Annotated in this window: 15 protein-coding genes; 8 read left to right on the forward strand and 7 right to left on the reverse strand. The window is 44.3% G+C overall.

The annotated features are described in order from the left end of the window. Nucleotides 1-148 precede the first annotated feature (148 nt). Together DN068_RS00060 and DN068_RS00065 are read right to left on the reverse strand one after the other, a co-directional pair. Complete coding sequence (locus DN068_RS00060) at nucleotides 149-1,870, reverse strand: DUF1800 domain-containing protein (RefSeq protein ID WP_110996831.1); 1,722 nt, start codon at nucleotides 1,868-1,870, stop codon at nucleotides 149-151. Between the two features lie 354 nt (nucleotides 1,871-2,224). After that, complete coding sequence (locus tag DN068_RS00065; RefSeq protein WP_110996832.1) at nucleotides 2,225-2,458, reverse strand: 4a-hydroxytetrahydrobiopterin dehydratase; 234 nt, start codon at nucleotides 2,456-2,458, stop codon at nucleotides 2,225-2,227. 389 nt (nucleotides 2,459-2,847) lie between these two features. On the opposite strand from DN068_RS00065, the gene DN068_RS00070 reads away from it, so the two are divergent. Genes DN068_RS00070 through DN068_RS00085 form a run of 4 tightly spaced genes read left to right on the forward strand, consistent with a single transcriptional unit; the run spans nucleotide 2,848 to nucleotide 5,523 of the window. Continuing rightward, nucleotides 2,848-3,522, forward strand: coding sequence for a response regulator transcription factor (locus tag DN068_RS00070; protein WP_110996833.1), 675 nt, complete (start codon nucleotides 2,848-2,850; stop codon nucleotides 3,520-3,522). Nucleotides 3,523-3,525: 3 nt separating this feature from the next. After that, a complete protein-coding gene (locus DN068_RS00075) occupies nucleotides 3,526-4,047 on the forward strand; it encodes a hypothetical protein (protein ID WP_110996834.1) in 522 nt (173 codons plus the stop codon). A 38-nt stretch (nucleotides 4,048-4,085) separates the two neighbouring features. Continuing rightward, on the forward strand, nucleotides 4,086-4,709 hold the full coding sequence (locus DN068_RS00080) for a hypothetical protein (RefSeq protein ID WP_123985167.1): 624 nt from the start codon (nucleotides 4,086-4,088) through the stop codon (nucleotides 4,707-4,709). Further along, nucleotides 4,702-5,523: a sensor histidine kinase gene (locus DN068_RS00085; protein WP_110996836.1), complete on the forward strand. Its 822-nt coding sequence runs from the start codon at nucleotides 4,702-4,704 to the stop codon at nucleotides 5,521-5,523. The genes DN068_RS00080 and DN068_RS00085 overlap by 8 nt, the downstream gene beginning before the upstream one ends. Nucleotides 5,524-5,691: 168 nt before the next feature. Here DN068_RS00085 and DN068_RS00090 read toward each other — a convergent pair whose 3' ends face one another. From DN068_RS00090 to DN068_RS00105, 4 genes are all read right to left on the reverse strand, one after another. After that, the gene (locus DN068_RS00090; protein ID WP_110996837.1) at nucleotides 5,692-6,432 is read right to left on the reverse strand and encodes a YqjF family protein; all 741 of its coding nucleotides are present in this window, start codon (nucleotides 6,430-6,432) and stop codon (nucleotides 5,692-5,694) included. A gap of 331 nt (nucleotides 6,433-6,763) precedes the next feature. After that, nucleotides 6,764-7,999 carry a 2-oxoglutarate dehydrogenase complex dihydrolipoyllysine-residue succinyltransferase gene (gene odhB, locus DN068_RS00095; RefSeq protein ID WP_110996838.1) on the reverse strand — a complete coding sequence of 412 codons (1,236 nt, stop codon included), beginning with the start codon at nucleotides 7,997-7,999 and terminating at the stop codon, nucleotides 6,764-6,766. Between the two features lie 117 nt (nucleotides 8,000-8,116). Then, nucleotides 8,117-8,599: a cytidine deaminase gene (gene cdd, locus DN068_RS00100; protein ID WP_110996839.1), complete on the reverse strand. Its 483-nt coding sequence runs from the start codon at nucleotides 8,597-8,599 to the stop codon at nucleotides 8,117-8,119. Nucleotides 8,600-8,660: 61 nt separating this feature from the next. Then, a complete protein-coding gene (locus DN068_RS00105; RefSeq protein WP_110996840.1) occupies nucleotides 8,661-9,743 on the reverse strand; it encodes a TolB family protein in 1,083 nt (360 codons plus the stop codon). A 367-nt stretch (nucleotides 9,744-10,110) separates the two neighbouring features. On the opposite strand from DN068_RS00105, the gene DN068_RS00110 reads away from it, so the two are divergent. Genes DN068_RS00110 through DN068_RS00120 form a run of 3 tightly spaced genes read left to right on the forward strand, consistent with a single transcriptional unit; the run spans nucleotide 10,111 to nucleotide 12,686 of the window. Next, entirely contained in the window at nucleotides 10,111-10,404 is a 294-nt protein-coding gene (locus tag DN068_RS00110) for a phosphopantetheine-binding protein (RefSeq protein ID WP_243630006.1), read from the forward strand. A gap of 15 nt (nucleotides 10,405-10,419) precedes the next feature. Continuing rightward, nucleotides 10,420-11,625, forward strand: a complete 1,206-nt coding sequence (locus DN068_RS00115) for a beta-ketoacyl-[acyl-carrier-protein] synthase family protein (RefSeq protein WP_110996842.1) — start codon at nucleotides 10,420-10,422, stop codon at nucleotides 11,623-11,625. Continuing rightward, the gene (locus DN068_RS00120; RefSeq protein WP_110996843.1) at nucleotides 11,622-12,686 is read left to right on the forward strand and encodes a beta-ketoacyl synthase chain length factor; all 1,065 of its coding nucleotides are present in this window, start codon (nucleotides 11,622-11,624) and stop codon (nucleotides 12,684-12,686) included. Before DN068_RS00115 ends, DN068_RS00120 begins: the two co-directional genes overlap by 4 nt. 404 nt (nucleotides 12,687-13,090) lie before the next feature. On the opposite strand, the gene DN068_RS00125 is transcribed toward DN068_RS00120, so the two are convergent. Next, the gene (locus DN068_RS00125; RefSeq protein WP_110996844.1) at nucleotides 13,091-13,873 is read right to left on the reverse strand and encodes an IS5 family transposase; all 783 of its coding nucleotides are present in this window, start codon (nucleotides 13,871-13,873) and stop codon (nucleotides 13,091-13,093) included. 595 nt (nucleotides 13,874-14,468) lie between these two features. Between DN068_RS00125 and DN068_RS00130 the strand changes: the two genes are divergently transcribed. Next, nucleotides 14,469-14,945 (forward strand): hypothetical protein, encoded by a 477-nt coding sequence (locus DN068_RS00130; RefSeq protein ID WP_110996845.1) that lies wholly within the window; start codon nucleotides 14,469-14,471, stop codon nucleotides 14,943-14,945. Nucleotides 14,946-15,176: the final 231 nt, after the last annotated feature.

Here is a 15,176-nt window from a genome sequence, read left to right on the forward strand (position 1 = left end):
ATTCTTCACATTAATCACATTCACACATTCACGTATGAAAGACCTAGCAACGAAAAAATATCACATTACGCGGGATGTCTCCTCCCGTCGACATGACAAACGCGAGCAATCACATTAATCACATTCCCCACATTCACGTATGAAAGACCTAGCACAGCTGATATTCCGGCATCCGCATGATTTCCGTAATCATGGTAACCAGCTTTGTTTTTACAACGTTGGTATTACCAACAGTAGGACCATTTGTATAGGTTGTCCAGGCAGCAGTCCAATAAGAATTAGTAGTCTGGCCACCGAGCAAAATTGCTTTCAATTCATCTTTGCGTGCGGCAGAAAGATCTACACCCAGCAGCATTTCCACGCAGTAGTTAACCAATGCATCCGGATCGTTTGCCTGTCCGGAATTAGCTGCAAAACTTAATACATCCATTCTTGTAAGAATACCGGTATTCACAGCTGAAAAACCAACACCTATAAGTCTGTCCGTAAATTCAAGACGCTTAGGAAATGTATTAGAGTTGATCCAGAGCTCATAATATTCAGGCACCTGATAGAATGCAGGATAGCCTGCCACGTTTGGCGGATCTCCGAGATCCAGCGCCAGATCTGCAGATCTTGTACGCAGGTAATTCCAGATACCGTAAACTTGTCCTACAGTGGCCGTATTCGGAACGCTTACTTCAAAAGTGCGCATAGACCCGAGGATATGATCTAACGGCGTGCGGATAAAACAACCGCGATTGTCGGTATCAAAGAAATGCTGGCTTTTGAACAATGCTTTCAGCACCGGTGCAATTTCAAAATTGTTGGAAACAAGAATCTGTGCCAATGGCTCTATTACATTATTCTCAACATCTGTATCGATTACATAGTACACAAAGAAACGGTACAGCTTACGACAGATAAATTTTGCAGCTTCTATTTTGGTGAAGATCATATCTACCAGTGCATCAGCTTCACCAGCGCCGTTCATACCAGTCTGACCATTAATCACCATGTTGTTGTAAAAAGAAGAGAACTGCTTATTGCTTGTATCATGTTTTGCAGGATCGAAATAGCTGGCGAGCGTGCTGCTGTTGATACGCCAGCCCGTAAGCACTTTTGCTGCAGCTTTTACATCATCTTCTGTATAGTTGGGATTGTTGCCTTTACCGATAGTAAATAACTCTTGCAGCTCGCGGCCATAATTTTCATCTGGTGCTACCTGAGAGTTCACATAACCGTTCAGATATTTCAACATTGCCGGATGCTTGGTTACTTCTTTTACCAGTCCTTTGAAATTGCCCAGTGCATTTTGGCGCAGCATTGCTACATAACTGTAAGAAACGCGAGCGTCGAAAATAGAAGTGATTTCTGTAGAAAAATGATTGTACCAGAAAAACGTCATTTTCTCCTGGATGCTCAGGTTTTGGTTCAACATCAGACCAGTCCACCATGATTTTAATGACGTCATGCGAAGACCGTTCAGATAACCGCCGGGGCCGAAAGGCGCATTTACCCACGTTTGTCCGGCAGGCACACTTGTAGGATCAGTGTAGCTTGCTGTTTCATAGTTATTAACCGGAGGGGCCGGTGCAGCCGGAATATTCGTAAGTAAATAATCAACCGCCTGACTCATGCTCATATTTTGCAGCGTCTGGATATCAGCTTCGCGAACACCAAACATAGTACGGCGCAGCAGGTGAATAATCTCAGCTCTGGTCCATGAACCGCTGTATGTTGTCAAAGTAGCAGTAGTGCGTTCCAGTTTCGGAATTTCCTTATTGGCATACTTCGTGAAAACAGCATCTGTTTTTGTGATTTCAGCTATTCCGCCATCATCATTTGAAGAAAGGAAATTGAGGAAATCGCGGCGGTTCATACTTGACATGTGATTAAGATTTAGCTTACGTTGAGCGTTGAATTACATCGTAAAACTAGATCCACAAACACACTAAACCACAGAAAATCAATCGAATTACATCTTATTAACTATAAAATATATTAACGAGCAGATAACACTTTTATTCAAAAAGTCGACCCTGAAAAATGTGATTATTTGGGGGCATTATTAGCATTGCAATAAACTGCCTATCAATAACATACAAAAACTACCCGAAAGAAGAGGGGGAAAAATACGGGCATAAAAAAGCTGCTGCGGCGAGTTATAAACCGCTGCAGCAGCCCGTTTGCAAGAAGATAACACATGAAAACGCAATGTTAAGCGCAGTCCAGAACGGCCATTTTAAGCCAAAAGCTTATCAATGGCATTGGCCAGTTTATGGTCTTTTTCGGTGATGATGTCACCGGCGTCGTGTGTATTTAAGGTAATTTCTACCGTATTCCAGACATTAGTCCAAAGCGGATGGTGATTCATTTTTTCCGCGAGAAGCGCCACCCGGGTCATGAATGCAAAAGCTTCAGAGAAATCGGCGAAAGCGAATTTTTTATACAGCGCATTATTTTTTTCCTGCCACATATACGCAACTAAATTTTTATAAAGTTAAAAAAGACAATTATCTATAAGTGAAAAAAAGAAGCACAGCCGTGCTGTGCTTCAAAAATCAATGCCAGAATAAAGTTCGAGGACCACCAATCCCGTCCGGCATTGCGATAGGGCTTAATCCAGAAGCCACCGGAGATTTAATATGCAAAGGTTTGTTGTTGAGTTCTACGTCGTTTATTATGCTTAATATTGCCCTGGGGAAAACTAAGCCGCCTATCATTATACTTAATCACTAATTCTACATGTAAATTTTTATCATTTTTCTGATATTTCATACAGTTAAAAACACACTATTTTTCAGTTTTTTACCTGTATTTTTTCTTATCTGAGGAATATACATTTACCGTTTCGAAGCTTATAAAATGAAAGAAGAAAGAACGATCCACATTGCATACGCCGATGATCATACGATCGTCAGAAAAGGCATCATTACCTTCATCAAAGAGATGGGTGGTATTGAAGTGGATATTGAGGCGAGCAATGGACGCGATCTGATCAACCAGCTTGAAAAAGCGGAGACACTTCCGGACATCTGCATGATCGATATTAATATGCCGGATTTAAACGGCTTCGATACATTAATTGAAATTAAAGAGCGCTGGCCGCAGATGCGGGCGCTTGTACTGACCATCTTCGATCATGAACTTTATATCATCCGCATGATCAAACACGGCGCCAATGGATATCTGCTGAAAAGCTGCGACCCCGAGGATATCAAACGCGCGCTTACTTCCATTTATCAAAATGGTTTTTACCATTCGGAACTAGTGAATACCCAACTCCTTTTTGCTATTAAAAATAAAGAGGTGAAATTGCCTCACTTTACAGAGAAAGAACTACAGGTGCTGAAATTCTGCTGCACGGACCTGAGCTATGCGCAGATTGCCCAGAAAATGGATACCACCTCCCGGAGTGTTGAAGGATATAGGGACAGTTTATTTAAGAAATTAAAAGTAAACAGTCGCGTGAGTCTTGCTCTGTATGCCGTACAGGCAGGCATTACACCTATGGAAGTATTTGGAAACTTAATTACATAAAATATGAAGCCCACAATTCTGTTAACTGCCATGATTCTTGGCTTTATGCTATTGGCTTGTAACAAACACGAAACAGAAGCAGCAAAACCACAGCAACCTACTGCACCAAGCAATAATCCAAGAGCATTGGAAAGAAATTATCCGGATAATTATCCGTTTTCTAGTTTTATTTCCATTGATTCAGGAAATAAAATGTTGGAAAGCTATTTGGCTAGTCTTAGTGATAACGACGATTCCAGTATCCACTCCTTTATCTTCAATGCGGACTCACTTAGATCTTACCTAAATGATCCTCGCATAACAAATGTAAAGTTGATGTTCGGACATACGCTTGAGTATATTAATGAAGGTAATTATGGAAAACCTACAGCTTATACAAGCGGCAATCTAACAATCATTGTTGCAGGTTATGATATGAATGGTTCATATGTCTATAAAAACGGAAATAAAGTACTCGAGCATGCAATGCCTTGCCCTCATGACTGTGCGACCGGGGCTGCAGCTGGATCCACTTTAACTTACTAATAAAGATGGACATTGTTTTCAAACTGCAATATTTATACATGGCGTTGCTGCTTCTTGCATCTGTCATTGGCGGATACAGATATAAGCAGTTTGATAAGCCAACCAAATTTTTTTACTTTTTTATTTGTGCGGCTTGCCTTACTGAGATCATTGGATATATAAGTAGTATGAAGTGGAAAGGAAATATGCCAATCTACAGCATTTACAGTCTACTAGAATTCGGTGTTCTCTCTCTTTATTTTAATTTCAGTATTGATTCTTTTAAAGCAAGAAACATTGGAATCTACATTGCAATAGGTGGAATTTTACTCGGTATCCTCAACATTATTTTTCTTCAACCTTTAAATAGCTATAACTCTTACTATCTATTTTTTGAAGCAATAGGTATCATCACAATGTGTCTATTCTCATTTTTCCGAATGCTCCTACGAGAAGAAGGACTGGTGCTTTATACCTATCCGCATTTCTGGTTTGCTGCTGTTTTAGCATTTTTCTGGAGTATTACGTTTTTGAACTGGGGACTATACGATTATTTTTATGACCATGAAAAGGCGAAAGCATGGATTGTGAGCATATCCAATATATCGGTCAATATTCTAACGTATGCTACCATCACGGGCATTTTTTTCCTATATCCGAAAATGAAACCTAGATATGTTTGATCCTTCCATTGTTTCCCTCTTTATTGCCGGAACCATTCTCTTTGTCATTTTTATCTTTTTCCTCATTGCTTATATGGTTGTTCATAAAAACAAACAGAATAAGTTTCTGGTGGAGAAAAACAGGATGATCTTCGAGCATGAGAGTAAACTGCTGCGTGCAAGAATTGAGGAACAGGAAAATACTTTGCAAAATATCTCGAAGGAGATTCATGATAATATCGGGCAGACGCTGGGTTTTGTGCAGATGAATATGCACATGATTACCAGACTGGCTACAGCTCCACGGCAAGTGGAAATGCTCTCACAGACAAGCGAATTACTTACCAGTGTACACAAAGACATCCGTAATCTCAGCCATACGCTCAATAGCGATTATATCAAAAATATTGGCCTGGTAGAAGCGCTGCAGAAAGAAGCGGATCATATCAATGCTACAAAGGAAATTGTTTGTGAAGTGGCGATTACGGGTGAATACTGTGAACTAGTTCCTGAAAAGTCGCTGGATATTTACCGTATTGCGCAAGAGGTGGTACACAATGCGCTCAAACACGCACAGGCTACATTGATCAAGATTAGTCTGATCTACGAATCAGACAATTTTATTCTTGCAGTATCCGACAATGGCGTCGGTTTTAATAAGGATAAAATCTTTGAGCTGGAAGGCATTGGTCTCTTAAACATCTTTCAGCGCGCCCGCTTTCTCGAAGGCAAAATAAATATTCAAACCGCACCGGAAATGGGTTGTACTGTTACATTAACTGTGCCGGTGGAACGTTATGAAACGAACGAGGGAGATGAGGAAGTTTGTGGGTAAATCCAAAATCAAAAACTAAAAAATACCGGCGCAAGTGTTCCGAAGGATCGCCTGTGTCGGTACAAATAGCCAGTTTCCTGACTGGCACTAAGCCAAAGTCCACACGAATCACCGTTCATAAAATCACACGCAACAACTCGCGCTGGAAGTACTCCTCCTTTGGAGGAGCTAGAGGAGGCCAATCTTCCGTCGCCGCCACGCCAGTACTTTCACGCCTTCCGAATAATGCATGCGATCCGGTTGGGCATTAAGCTCCAGATTTCCTTTCCGATAATTTACTTCCAGCTGAACTAATGACACCGGTGCTATTCCCCATTCTTCATGATGGATATCGTAGCGGTATATTTTTTTGTGACTGTCAACATACAGACAATACCTTTCAGTCAGCCAGAAATCCAATGGCGTTTTTCGGTATGAGACAGTTTCAATTTTATACTTTACATCAAGCCGAAAACCTTTCTGCGGATTATGCGACCGGTACACATCCCCATCGCTCAGCCCCTTTCTACTCATCTCAGCTTTTTCATAAGGCAGGCCCGACATACTTTTGGCCACTAATACGGACAATAATTTCTCGGCTTCGATATTCAGGAAATAAACGCCTGGCTTATTTTCGTGCGTTACGTAAGTGCGCAGATTGATTTCGTGAAAATCGGACAACAAACTAACCGCGGGCAAATGTCGCGGGCGAATTTTATTCATTGTAAATCCTACAAGAGAAACCCATGCTTTCCCTTCAAACAGATCTAACGTCACGCCTTCGGGAATCAACGGCTGTAATGTTTCTAGCGAAACTTCCCAATGCAAGAACAAGGCGTGATTCCATTCCTGATAATAGACCCAGCGACCAGAAGGCATCGCGAATGGGCGATGTGTGGTTGAGGCGAGTGTTTCTTTGATAGTGCTCATGTGAGAAAGTCAAAAATACGCACTGGCGCGAGAGTTAGCGCAGCGCTCTCGTGTCTAAGTACATCACCAGTCTCCTGACTGGAGTCTATCAACTATTTTAAATGCAGTCATAGAGTAGCTTGTAGCACAAAAAGGTCAGTCGGGAGACTGACATGAAGTTTTGACACGAGAGCGCTGCGCTAACTCTCGCGCCAGAAATAAAAAATGTAGAAAAACAAGAACTGTGGCAAAATAAGTGTCAGGCTGAGCGGAGTCGAAGCCCGTAAAACAAAAGCCTCCCCCAACAATTCTGTCGGGAGAGGCTTTCAATATCATTCAAAACCAAATTTTCTTATTTCACTTCCAGCAGCGCTTTCATCGGGTCTTTACCGAACAGCAGCAGTTCTGGTTGTTCCAGCAGTTCTTTTACGCGAACGAGGAAGCTTACTGACTCACGACCATCGATGATACGGTGATCATAGCTCAGCGCGATGTACATCATCGGACGGATTTCTACTTTACCGTTTACAGCCATCGGACGATCCTGGATTTTGTGCATACCGAGGATTGCAGACTGAGGAATGTTGATGATTGGTGTAGACATCAGGGAACCGAATACACCACCGTTGGTGATTGTAAACGTACCGCCGGTCATTTCTTCGATCGTCAGTTTGTTTTCGCGTGCTTTTTTAGCCAGCTCACCTACTTTACCTTCAATCTCAGCCATGCTCAGGCTTTCTGCGTTGCGGATCACCGGCACTACCAGACCTTTTGGAGCAGATACAGCAATAGAGATATCGCAATATTGGTGGTAAACCAGATTGTCACCATCGATGTATGCATTTACCGCAGGCCATTCTTCCAGCGCGATGCAACATGCTTTGGTAAAGAAAGACATGAAACCGAGGTTTACACCATGCATTTCTTTAAACACGTCTTTATATTGTTTACGTACTTCCATGATGCGGCCCATGTCCACTTCATTGAAAGTAGTAAGCATTGCAGTAGTATTTTTTGCTTCTACCAGGCGGCGGGAAACAGTTTTGCGGAGGTTGCTCATTTTCTCGCGTTTGTCTTCGCGGGAGAATGCCTCAGCACCACCTTTACGGCCCGGGTTCTGTAACGCTTCCAGTACATCATTTTTCATGATGCGGCCCATAGAGCCTGAACCTTTAACGTCAGCAGGTTTTACCTGTTTGTCAGCCATGATAGCTTGTGCTACCGGCGTTGCTTTTACGTCAGATGCAGGAGCGGCAGCTTTCGGAGCTTCAGCCTTTGGAGCGGCAGGAGCAGCAGCTGGTTTTGCTTCGGCTTTCGGTGCTTCTGCTTTTGGAGCAGCACCTTCCGGACGTGCAGCAGTTTCATCGATCTGACAAGCCAGATCACCAATATTGAGCGTAGCGCCTTCCTCAGCCACGATATGCAGGATACCGGCTTGTTCGGCATTAAGTTCAAATGTGGCTTTTTCGGATTCCAGTTCACAGATCAATTCGTCGCGATCTACCCATTCACCATCTTTCTTCAACCATTTCACCAGGGTTACTTCGCTAATAGATTCGCCTACTGTAGGCACTTTAATATCAATCATTGGAATTAAGACGTTTGCGGGCTGCTAAATTAGGAAATTAACGGGGGAATCTAAAAACAAGGATTTTATTTTGATATAAGTCCCCATAAAATCATTTTCTTTATTATATACTACTGCCTAAAAATCTTCGGCAGGCAGAAATTCATTGCTGAAGTAAAATGGCAGCAAATAACGGGCATCCTCCACCATAACTACCTGTCCGTCAGGTGCGCACATATAAATTGCAATTGTTTGTTTTTGATGCAGCTGCACTTCTAAAATTGTTTGGCGACAGATACCACAGGGCGAAAGCGGACGGTGATCTTCTGTTTTAGCTTTATAGGCCACGGCGATGGCCAGCACTTTTTTTCCCGAATTCATATCAAAATTCCCTAATACAGCTCGTTCCGCACAAATCCCTGCCGGGAAGGAAGCATTTTCCTGATTGGCCCCGGTCATTACAGTTTGGTCATCGAGCAATACCGCCGCACCAACTTTAAAATTGGAATAAGGCGCGTATGCTTTGTCCGCCGCTTGTTCGGCAGCCTTTATAAGTTGCTGCATGTTTTCGGGCAATTTCGCCACAATGGTATGCTGATATGGAAAATTAAATTCCTGCATGGTTTTCTTGTGATTACGAGTTTTAAATGTAGGCTAAGCCTATGTTCCGCCAATGTTATTTTTACTTTACCCAATCGGCAATAAACAGGTTGGTATCGTGCCCGCCGCCATTATGGCGATTGGAACTAAAAATAAACCGTTTGCCATCAGGTGAAAACATTGGGAAAGCATCAAAGCCGCCGTCATGTGAAATACGCTCTAATCCCGTGCCATCAAGGTTAATCAGGTAAAGATTAAACGGAAATCCGCGTTCGTATTCGTGGTTTGATGCAAAAACAATTTGTTTATCGTCCGGTGTAAAGTTGGGTGCCCAGTTGGCTTTGCCGAGATGTGTGACTTGCTGCACATTACTGCCGTCGGCATCGGCTACAAATACCTCCATTTGTGTCGGCATTACCAGCCCTTTTGCCAGCAAATCTTTGTATTCTTTTACTTCCTGTTCTGCCTTCGGACGTGACGCGCGCCACACAATCTTTTTACCATCGTGCGAAAACCACGCGCCGCCATCGTAGCCCAATTCATGGGTAATCTGCCTGACGTTTTTACCGTCGATGTCCATTACATAAAGGTCGAGATCGCCGTTTCTGGTAGATGTAAAAATGATTTTGTCTCCCTTCGGGGAAATGGTGGCCTCCGCGTCGTAACCCGCTTCTGTGGTGAGTTGTTTGGTAATATTGCCCTTAAAATCGGCCACGAAAATATCATAGCTATCATAAATCGGCCACACATACTTCTTAATCACAGAGCGATCTGGCACCGCCGGACAGGTATCAGCGGCTTTATGCGTGGAAGCATACAGAAAATGCTTTTTGTCGGGCATTAAATAGGCGCAAGTCGTGCGGCCCTTGCCCGTGCTCACCATTTGATAATTGAAAGGCTCCGCATTTTTCATTGGAACAGAAGCATAAAATATCTGATCACATTTGATTCCATCTTTCGGAGCCGTGCGCTGAAAGGTGATGTGTGTATTATCAAACCCGAAATAAGCTTCTGCATTATCGCCGCCAAACGTAAGCTGGCGCATGTTTTTGAAGTGTTTTTCTTCGGGATATCTTAAGGTATCGGTTGTTGCGGTCTGAGCAAAAGAAAACGGTGTATTAAAAACGTTAGCAAGTATTGAGCCAAATAGTAGCAGTCTTTTCATAAAACCAGCGTATCGTTTATTTAATGAATAATCGTAGGTCTAATATCAACATTGTTTCCCTGATTTGACGACAAAGCGCTGTCAAGCGCCAGAATCAAATTTCTCCTACTTTTTGCTTGCCCAAAAAGTAGGCAAAAAAGGCACGAAAACCCATTACTGCATGGGTTTTCGGGTCGCCCTGATTTAACTGTGGCACTACTGTACTGCCAGACAATGAGCCTTGAGTCATTGTGCGAAGCAATTATATCATAAGGAAACGACATTAGCTCTAATATACTGAAAACAAAGGCTGCTATACTACCGGTCCAAAACTGTGCCAACTAATTGCCTTGAAAGCGGGAAACAAGTATGCAATAAACTGCGTGATATGATTATTTTTGCGGCACATGTATTTTTAAGTTTTATGGAAGATTTGAAAACAACCCTCAAGCAACAAATTATTGAGTCCCTGAACCTGCAGGGAATGAAACCGGAAGATATTGACGATAACGCACCTTTGTTTGGCGACGGTCTGGGGTTGGATAGTATTGACTCTCTGGAACTGATGGTATTGCTGGAACGCAACTATGGCATCAAAATCGAAGATGCACGCGAAGGCCGTAAAGTACTGGGTTCTGTACAGACAATGGCAGAATACATCCAGCAACACCGCACTGTATAATCTGCTTTTTTCGCTTTGGAAAAAATCGTAGTTAGCTCCGTTGGGATTCTCTCCGCACTTGGCTGCGGAATGCATCAAAATATTCAGGCCCTGCTTCAGAAAAAGTCGGGCCTGCATTTTCCTGTGCACCTGCAATCGGTACATGCGCAGGAGTTTCTACTTGGCGAGGTCAACTTCAGCAATGAAGAAATGGCAATGCTGGTGGGCTTGCAGGAAAACATGCAGGGCCTCACGCGTACCACCTTACTCAGTCTGGTGGCCTTGCAGGAACTCATGGGCAAAATAGACCGTGCGCTGCTCCGCGATGAACCCGTGGCATTGATTAATGCCAGTACCGTGGGTGGCATGTGCTCGGTTGAAGACCATTATCTCGATTTTATTGAACCAGGCAAAAGAGGCGATTTTATCCAATACATTAACAGTTCCGATTGTGGCGACAGCACCGAACGTGCCGCGCGTTACTTCGGACTGAAACCATTGATGGCAACGATCAGCACCGCTTGTTCTTCATCGGCCAATGCTGTGATCATGGGCGCAAGGCTGATTCAGCAAGGCGTAGTAAAACGCGCTATCTGCGGCGGAACCGATGCCCTTTGCCGTTTTACGCTCAACGGTTTCAATTCACTGAAAAATGTAGACAAAGGACCTTGTCGTCCGTTTGATCAAACCCGTTTTGGGTTAAATCTTGGTGAAGGCGCCGGTTATCTTTTACTCGAAAAAGAAGAAGACGCCAAAGCTCGTGGCGCTGAAATACTAGCCTACCTCGGTGGCTATGCCAATAGCAACGATGCGTATCACCCAACGGCACCATCGCCCGACGGCGCAGGTGCTTTCCGCACGATGGAGCAGGCGCTGAAACACGCGAAACTCCAACCGGAAGACATCAGCTATATCAACGCACACGGCACGGCCACTATCAATAATGATGCGGCCGAAGGACTGGCCATTCAGCAATTATTCGCCGAAAAAGTTCCTTATTTTTCTTCTACCAAAGCATTTACCGGGCATACACTGGCAGCAGCCGGAGCTATTGAAGCGATTTTCAGCATCATCAGCCTGCAGCAGCAAGCCGTATTTGCCAATCTCAATTTCACCACACCGATGGAAGAACTTTCGATCACGCCGGTTACCGATACGCTCGAAAACGTACCAGTACAGCATGTGATGAGCAATTCATTCGGATTTGGTGGCAATAACGTTTCTCTGATCTTCAGCAAATGATAAAACATCCGCTCTACATAAAAGCCGCTTGTGCGATATCTCCGCAACACAGCTTTGGCGATACGCCGGTGCTGGACCCCGTGGTACCAAGCGAAGGCAACAGGTTTGTAGCTGTAGATGTGGATTACCGTGCATTCATTAACCCTGTGGCCATTCGCCGCATGAGCCGCCTGCTGAAAATGAGTATCAGTGCAGCGATGAAATGCTTGCAAAATGCAGGTGTTTCTATGCCGGATGCCATCATTACCGGCACAGGTCGCGGCAGCGCGGGCGATATGCAACATTTCCTGAAAGACATGATAATGATGAAAGAGGAAGCGCTCAATCCTACCTTCTTCATTCAATCTACCTACAACGCGCCGAACGGCTGGATTGCGCTGCAATCAAAGAGCACAGGTTACAACCAGACTTTTGTACACCGTGGTATTTCCTTAGAACTCGCTTTGCTCGATGCACAATTACTGCTTACAGAAACAGGCGACAATCAAAATATCCTGATTGGCAGCTATGATGAAACCACGGCAGATTATTTCGTTGTAAAGGAAAAACTCAACTACTGGAAAAAGGAAACAGTAGCGAGCGAACACCTGTACCAAAACAATGAAACGCTGGGCACCATTGCCGGTGAAGGCGCTGCATTTTTTGTAGTGTCGGGCGAAAAAGAAGGCGCTACCTGTTCTATAGAATCACTGGAAATTATTCATCAGCCGGCGCCAACTATGATTCGCAACAAGGTGCATGAAGTGCTTGCTGCGAATGGTCTTACTACAGATGACATCGACGTAGTACTTTGTGGTCGCAGTGGCGACGTGCGTTTTGAAGCATGGTACAATGTGCTGGAAGATTTCACCACACAAACCATCGCAGGCTTTAAACACCTCTGCGGCGAATACGAAACCACATCAGGCTTTGCGCTCTGGCTGGCGCATCACATCTTTTCACAAGCTTCCGTTCCGGAAAGCACCATTCTCCAAAAAGGCGATCGCAAAGAGATCCGCCATGTGCTGATCATTAATCACTTTATTTTAGATACGGTTTCCATCACATTGCTGAGAGGCTAAGGCCTCCTCTAGCTCCACCAAAGGAGGAGAACGCTCATATTGCGCAAGCTTGTGTTGGGTAAAGGCGGACGACTCTGAGTCGTCTGACTGGTGTAGCGTGTCTTTATTTCTCACGGCGGCACAACGCTCGCTAAGGCACAGATATATTGCTCGCGTTTGTCACCCTGAGCGGAGACGAAGGGTTAATACTCGCGTCACTGCGACGAAGGAAGCAGCCTGCAGAAAAAAAGCCTCATCTAGCTCCTCCAAAGGAGGAGAACGCTCATATTGCGCAAGCTCGTGTTTGGTAAAGGCGGACGACTCTGAGTCGTCTGACTGGTGTAGCGTGTCTTTATTTCTCACGGCGGCGCAACGCTCGCTAAGGCACAGATATATTGCTCACGTTTGTCACCCTGAGAGGGTGTTTAAAAAGAAGTAGTTAATCTTTTAAGCATGATTTTGATAAAGACAATTTTTATCATAGCCTCAGAACAATCAACACGTCGCTCAAATTCCTTTGATAGTCGTCTATGTAATCCCATCCAGGCAAAGCTTCTTTCAACAACCCAGCGTTTGGGCACAGGTTCAAATACCCTGGGAATACCTTTGGCACGACGATTCCATTTCGTGGAAATGTCGCTCCTGGTAATGATTGTAAGCATTGCCTCTGTGAGGTGCATGCCTAGATAGCCACTATCTGCAAACAATGTTTTTAAATTGTATGCCCTATCCAGATATGGGGCTATTACAGCCATACCTTCCCGATCAGAAACTTTTGCGCTGGTAACACATATCGCTAAAGGAAGCCCTAATGTGTCGGTGACAAGATGTCGTTTTCTACCGACAAGTTTTTTAGCGCCATCCCATCCTTTACGATAATTAATACCCGCGGCGGTACGAACACTTTGAGAATCGATCACCGCAGCGGTAGGTTGAGGACTTTTTCCCATTTTTTGCCTTATCTGTGTTCTAAGCCGCCATTTCAGCCGACTGAATACACCAATGCTATTTAATCGACGAAAATGATAGTAAACCGCCTGCCACGGCGGAAAACAGGTTGGCAAATACCGCCAGGGACAACCAGTTTTTACCAAATAGAGCAAAGCATCAATGATGGATCTTAAACAATATTTGCCTTTGGTTTTGGCTGGTAAAAAACTTGATATAACTTGCCATTCGGAATCAGTTAAACTAGAAGGAAAACACATTTGCAAGATGGTGTTTGATTAAACCTCTTAGTTACAACACTGATTCCTTTTTTTATGCTTTTCTTTTTAAACACCCTCTGAGCGGAGACGAAGGGTTAATACTCGCGTCACTGCGACGAAGGAAGCAGCCCGCACAAAATAGGAGCGGTACAACAACACGGGCCCACTAGCATTTGCCATCCCGATGACGAGGAACGAGGAAGTGGGGATCTGATTTCGCGTATTCTTGGACGGGTAAATCTTTATGTCACCACCTTCCTCTCTCCGATCAAACATAGTTGCGGCGCTCCGTTCATCGATATTGCTACTATTAAGCAGTTTTACCGATGTAGCCCAACATGGGTGTTTCTCGCGTCATTGCGCGGAGCGACATTAGGAGCGAACAAAGCAATCTGCACATAATTTGAGTACCTCATGTTTCGTGCAGGCTGCTTCCTTCGTCACAGTGACGCGAGTGAGTGGCCTGAGTGCCCTTCGTCTCCGCTCAGGTGACAAGCGCGAGTACAAAACAAGCGTTGCACTCGTTTTAACATTTCCCCTAAAAACTTTGGCACCAAAAATGCTCTGTATCCAGAAGTATAAAATCTGAAATACAATGGAAAACAGAATTACCGAAGGAATCCCTTCAACCGTCCTTACTGAGGCAGCTCAAAAGATCGTAGAGCTGAAAGCCCTGCTGGCGCCTTACATGCACACACTCACCGCCACCGAGCGACATGAGATCTTAAAAATGAGCAACAAGTCTTACACCTTCGTAAGCAAAGTGGTAGACTACTGCGCCAACAACCCTGAGTTTAAGCCCGGCTATATGGACGAAGGCGCTTTAAATCTTGATTTTGCCATGGTAGCAGGCCTCCGCCCTATTCTGGAGCAATGCAATCAACTGACAACGCTGATTGACGATACGGTGGTGCTGGCCGGCAGTGAAGCTTTTACAAACGCTCTGGTATATTACAGCGCGGTGCGTACAGCGGCGAAAAATGGCGAAACACACGCCAAAGTGGTTTTTGAAGACCTTTCGGAACGCTTTCCCGGCAGAAAAATGAAATCTGCTGACGACGCAGCTAAATAATCAGTAACGTTTACGGAAATGAAAATCCCGCCCAAGTGGCGGGATTTCTTTTTATAGCCTGTTGTCGGTGTTCAGAACTCCGGCGTTGAGGTTTTTAACTCGGATGTCGGAGTTCAGAACTCGAGTGTTGAGGTTTTTAACTCGGGTGTTGGAGTTCGGAACTCGAGTGTTGAGGTTTTTAACTCGGGTGTTGGAGTTCGGAACTCGGGCGTTGGAGCTCGGAGCTCGAGC

The sequence above is a fragment of the Taibaiella soli genome, from assembly GCF_003236175.1.
Classification (GTDB): Bacteria; Bacteroidota; Bacteroidia; order Chitinophagales; family Chitinophagaceae; genus QKTW01.

Coding starts and splice junctions, on each gene's coding strand:
- DN068_RS00105 (WP_110996840.1), bottom strand. CDS start 9,743: ATGAAAAGACTGCTACTATTTGGCTCAATACTTGCTAACGTTTTTAAT.
- odhB (WP_110996838.1), bottom strand. CDS start 7,999: ATGATTGATATTAAAGTGCCTACAGTAGGCGAATCTATTAGCGAAGTA.
- DN068_RS00075 (WP_110996834.1), top strand. CDS start 3,526: ATGAAGCCCACAATTCTGTTAACTGCCATGATTCTTGGCTTTATGCTA.
- DN068_RS00130 (WP_110996845.1), top strand. CDS start 14,469: ATGGAAAACAGAATTACCGAAGGAATCCCTTCAACCGTCCTTACTGAG.
- DN068_RS00060 (WP_110996831.1), bottom strand. CDS start 1,870: ATGTCAAGTATGAACCGCCGCGATTTCCTCAATTTCCTTTCTTCAAAT.
- DN068_RS00125 (WP_110996844.1), bottom strand. CDS start 13,873: ATGTGTTTTCCTTCTAGTTTAACTGATTCCGAATGGCAAGTTATATCA.
- cdd (WP_110996839.1), bottom strand. CDS start 8,599: ATGCAGGAATTTAATTTTCCATATCAGCATACCATTGTGGCGAAATTG.
- DN068_RS00110 (WP_243630006.1), top strand. CDS start 10,111: ATGATTATTTTTGCGGCACATGTATTTTTAAGTTTTATGGAAGATTTG.
- DN068_RS00090 (WP_110996837.1), bottom strand. CDS start 6,432: ATGAGCACTATCAAAGAAACACTCGCCTCAACCACACATCGCCCATTC.
- DN068_RS00065 (WP_110996832.1), bottom strand. CDS start 2,458: ATGTGGCAGGAAAAAAATAATGCGCTGTATAAAAAATTCGCTTTCGCC.
- DN068_RS00085 (WP_110996836.1), top strand. CDS start 4,702: ATGTTTGATCCTTCCATTGTTTCCCTCTTTATTGCCGGAACCATTCTC.
- DN068_RS00120 (WP_110996843.1), top strand. CDS start 11,622: ATGATAAAACATCCGCTCTACATAAAAGCCGCTTGTGCGATATCTCCG.
- DN068_RS00080 (WP_123985167.1), top strand. CDS start 4,086: ATGGCGTTGCTGCTTCTTGCATCTGTCATTGGCGGATACAGATATAAG.
- DN068_RS00070 (WP_110996833.1), top strand. CDS start 2,848: ATGAAAGAAGAAAGAACGATCCACATTGCATACGCCGATGATCATACG.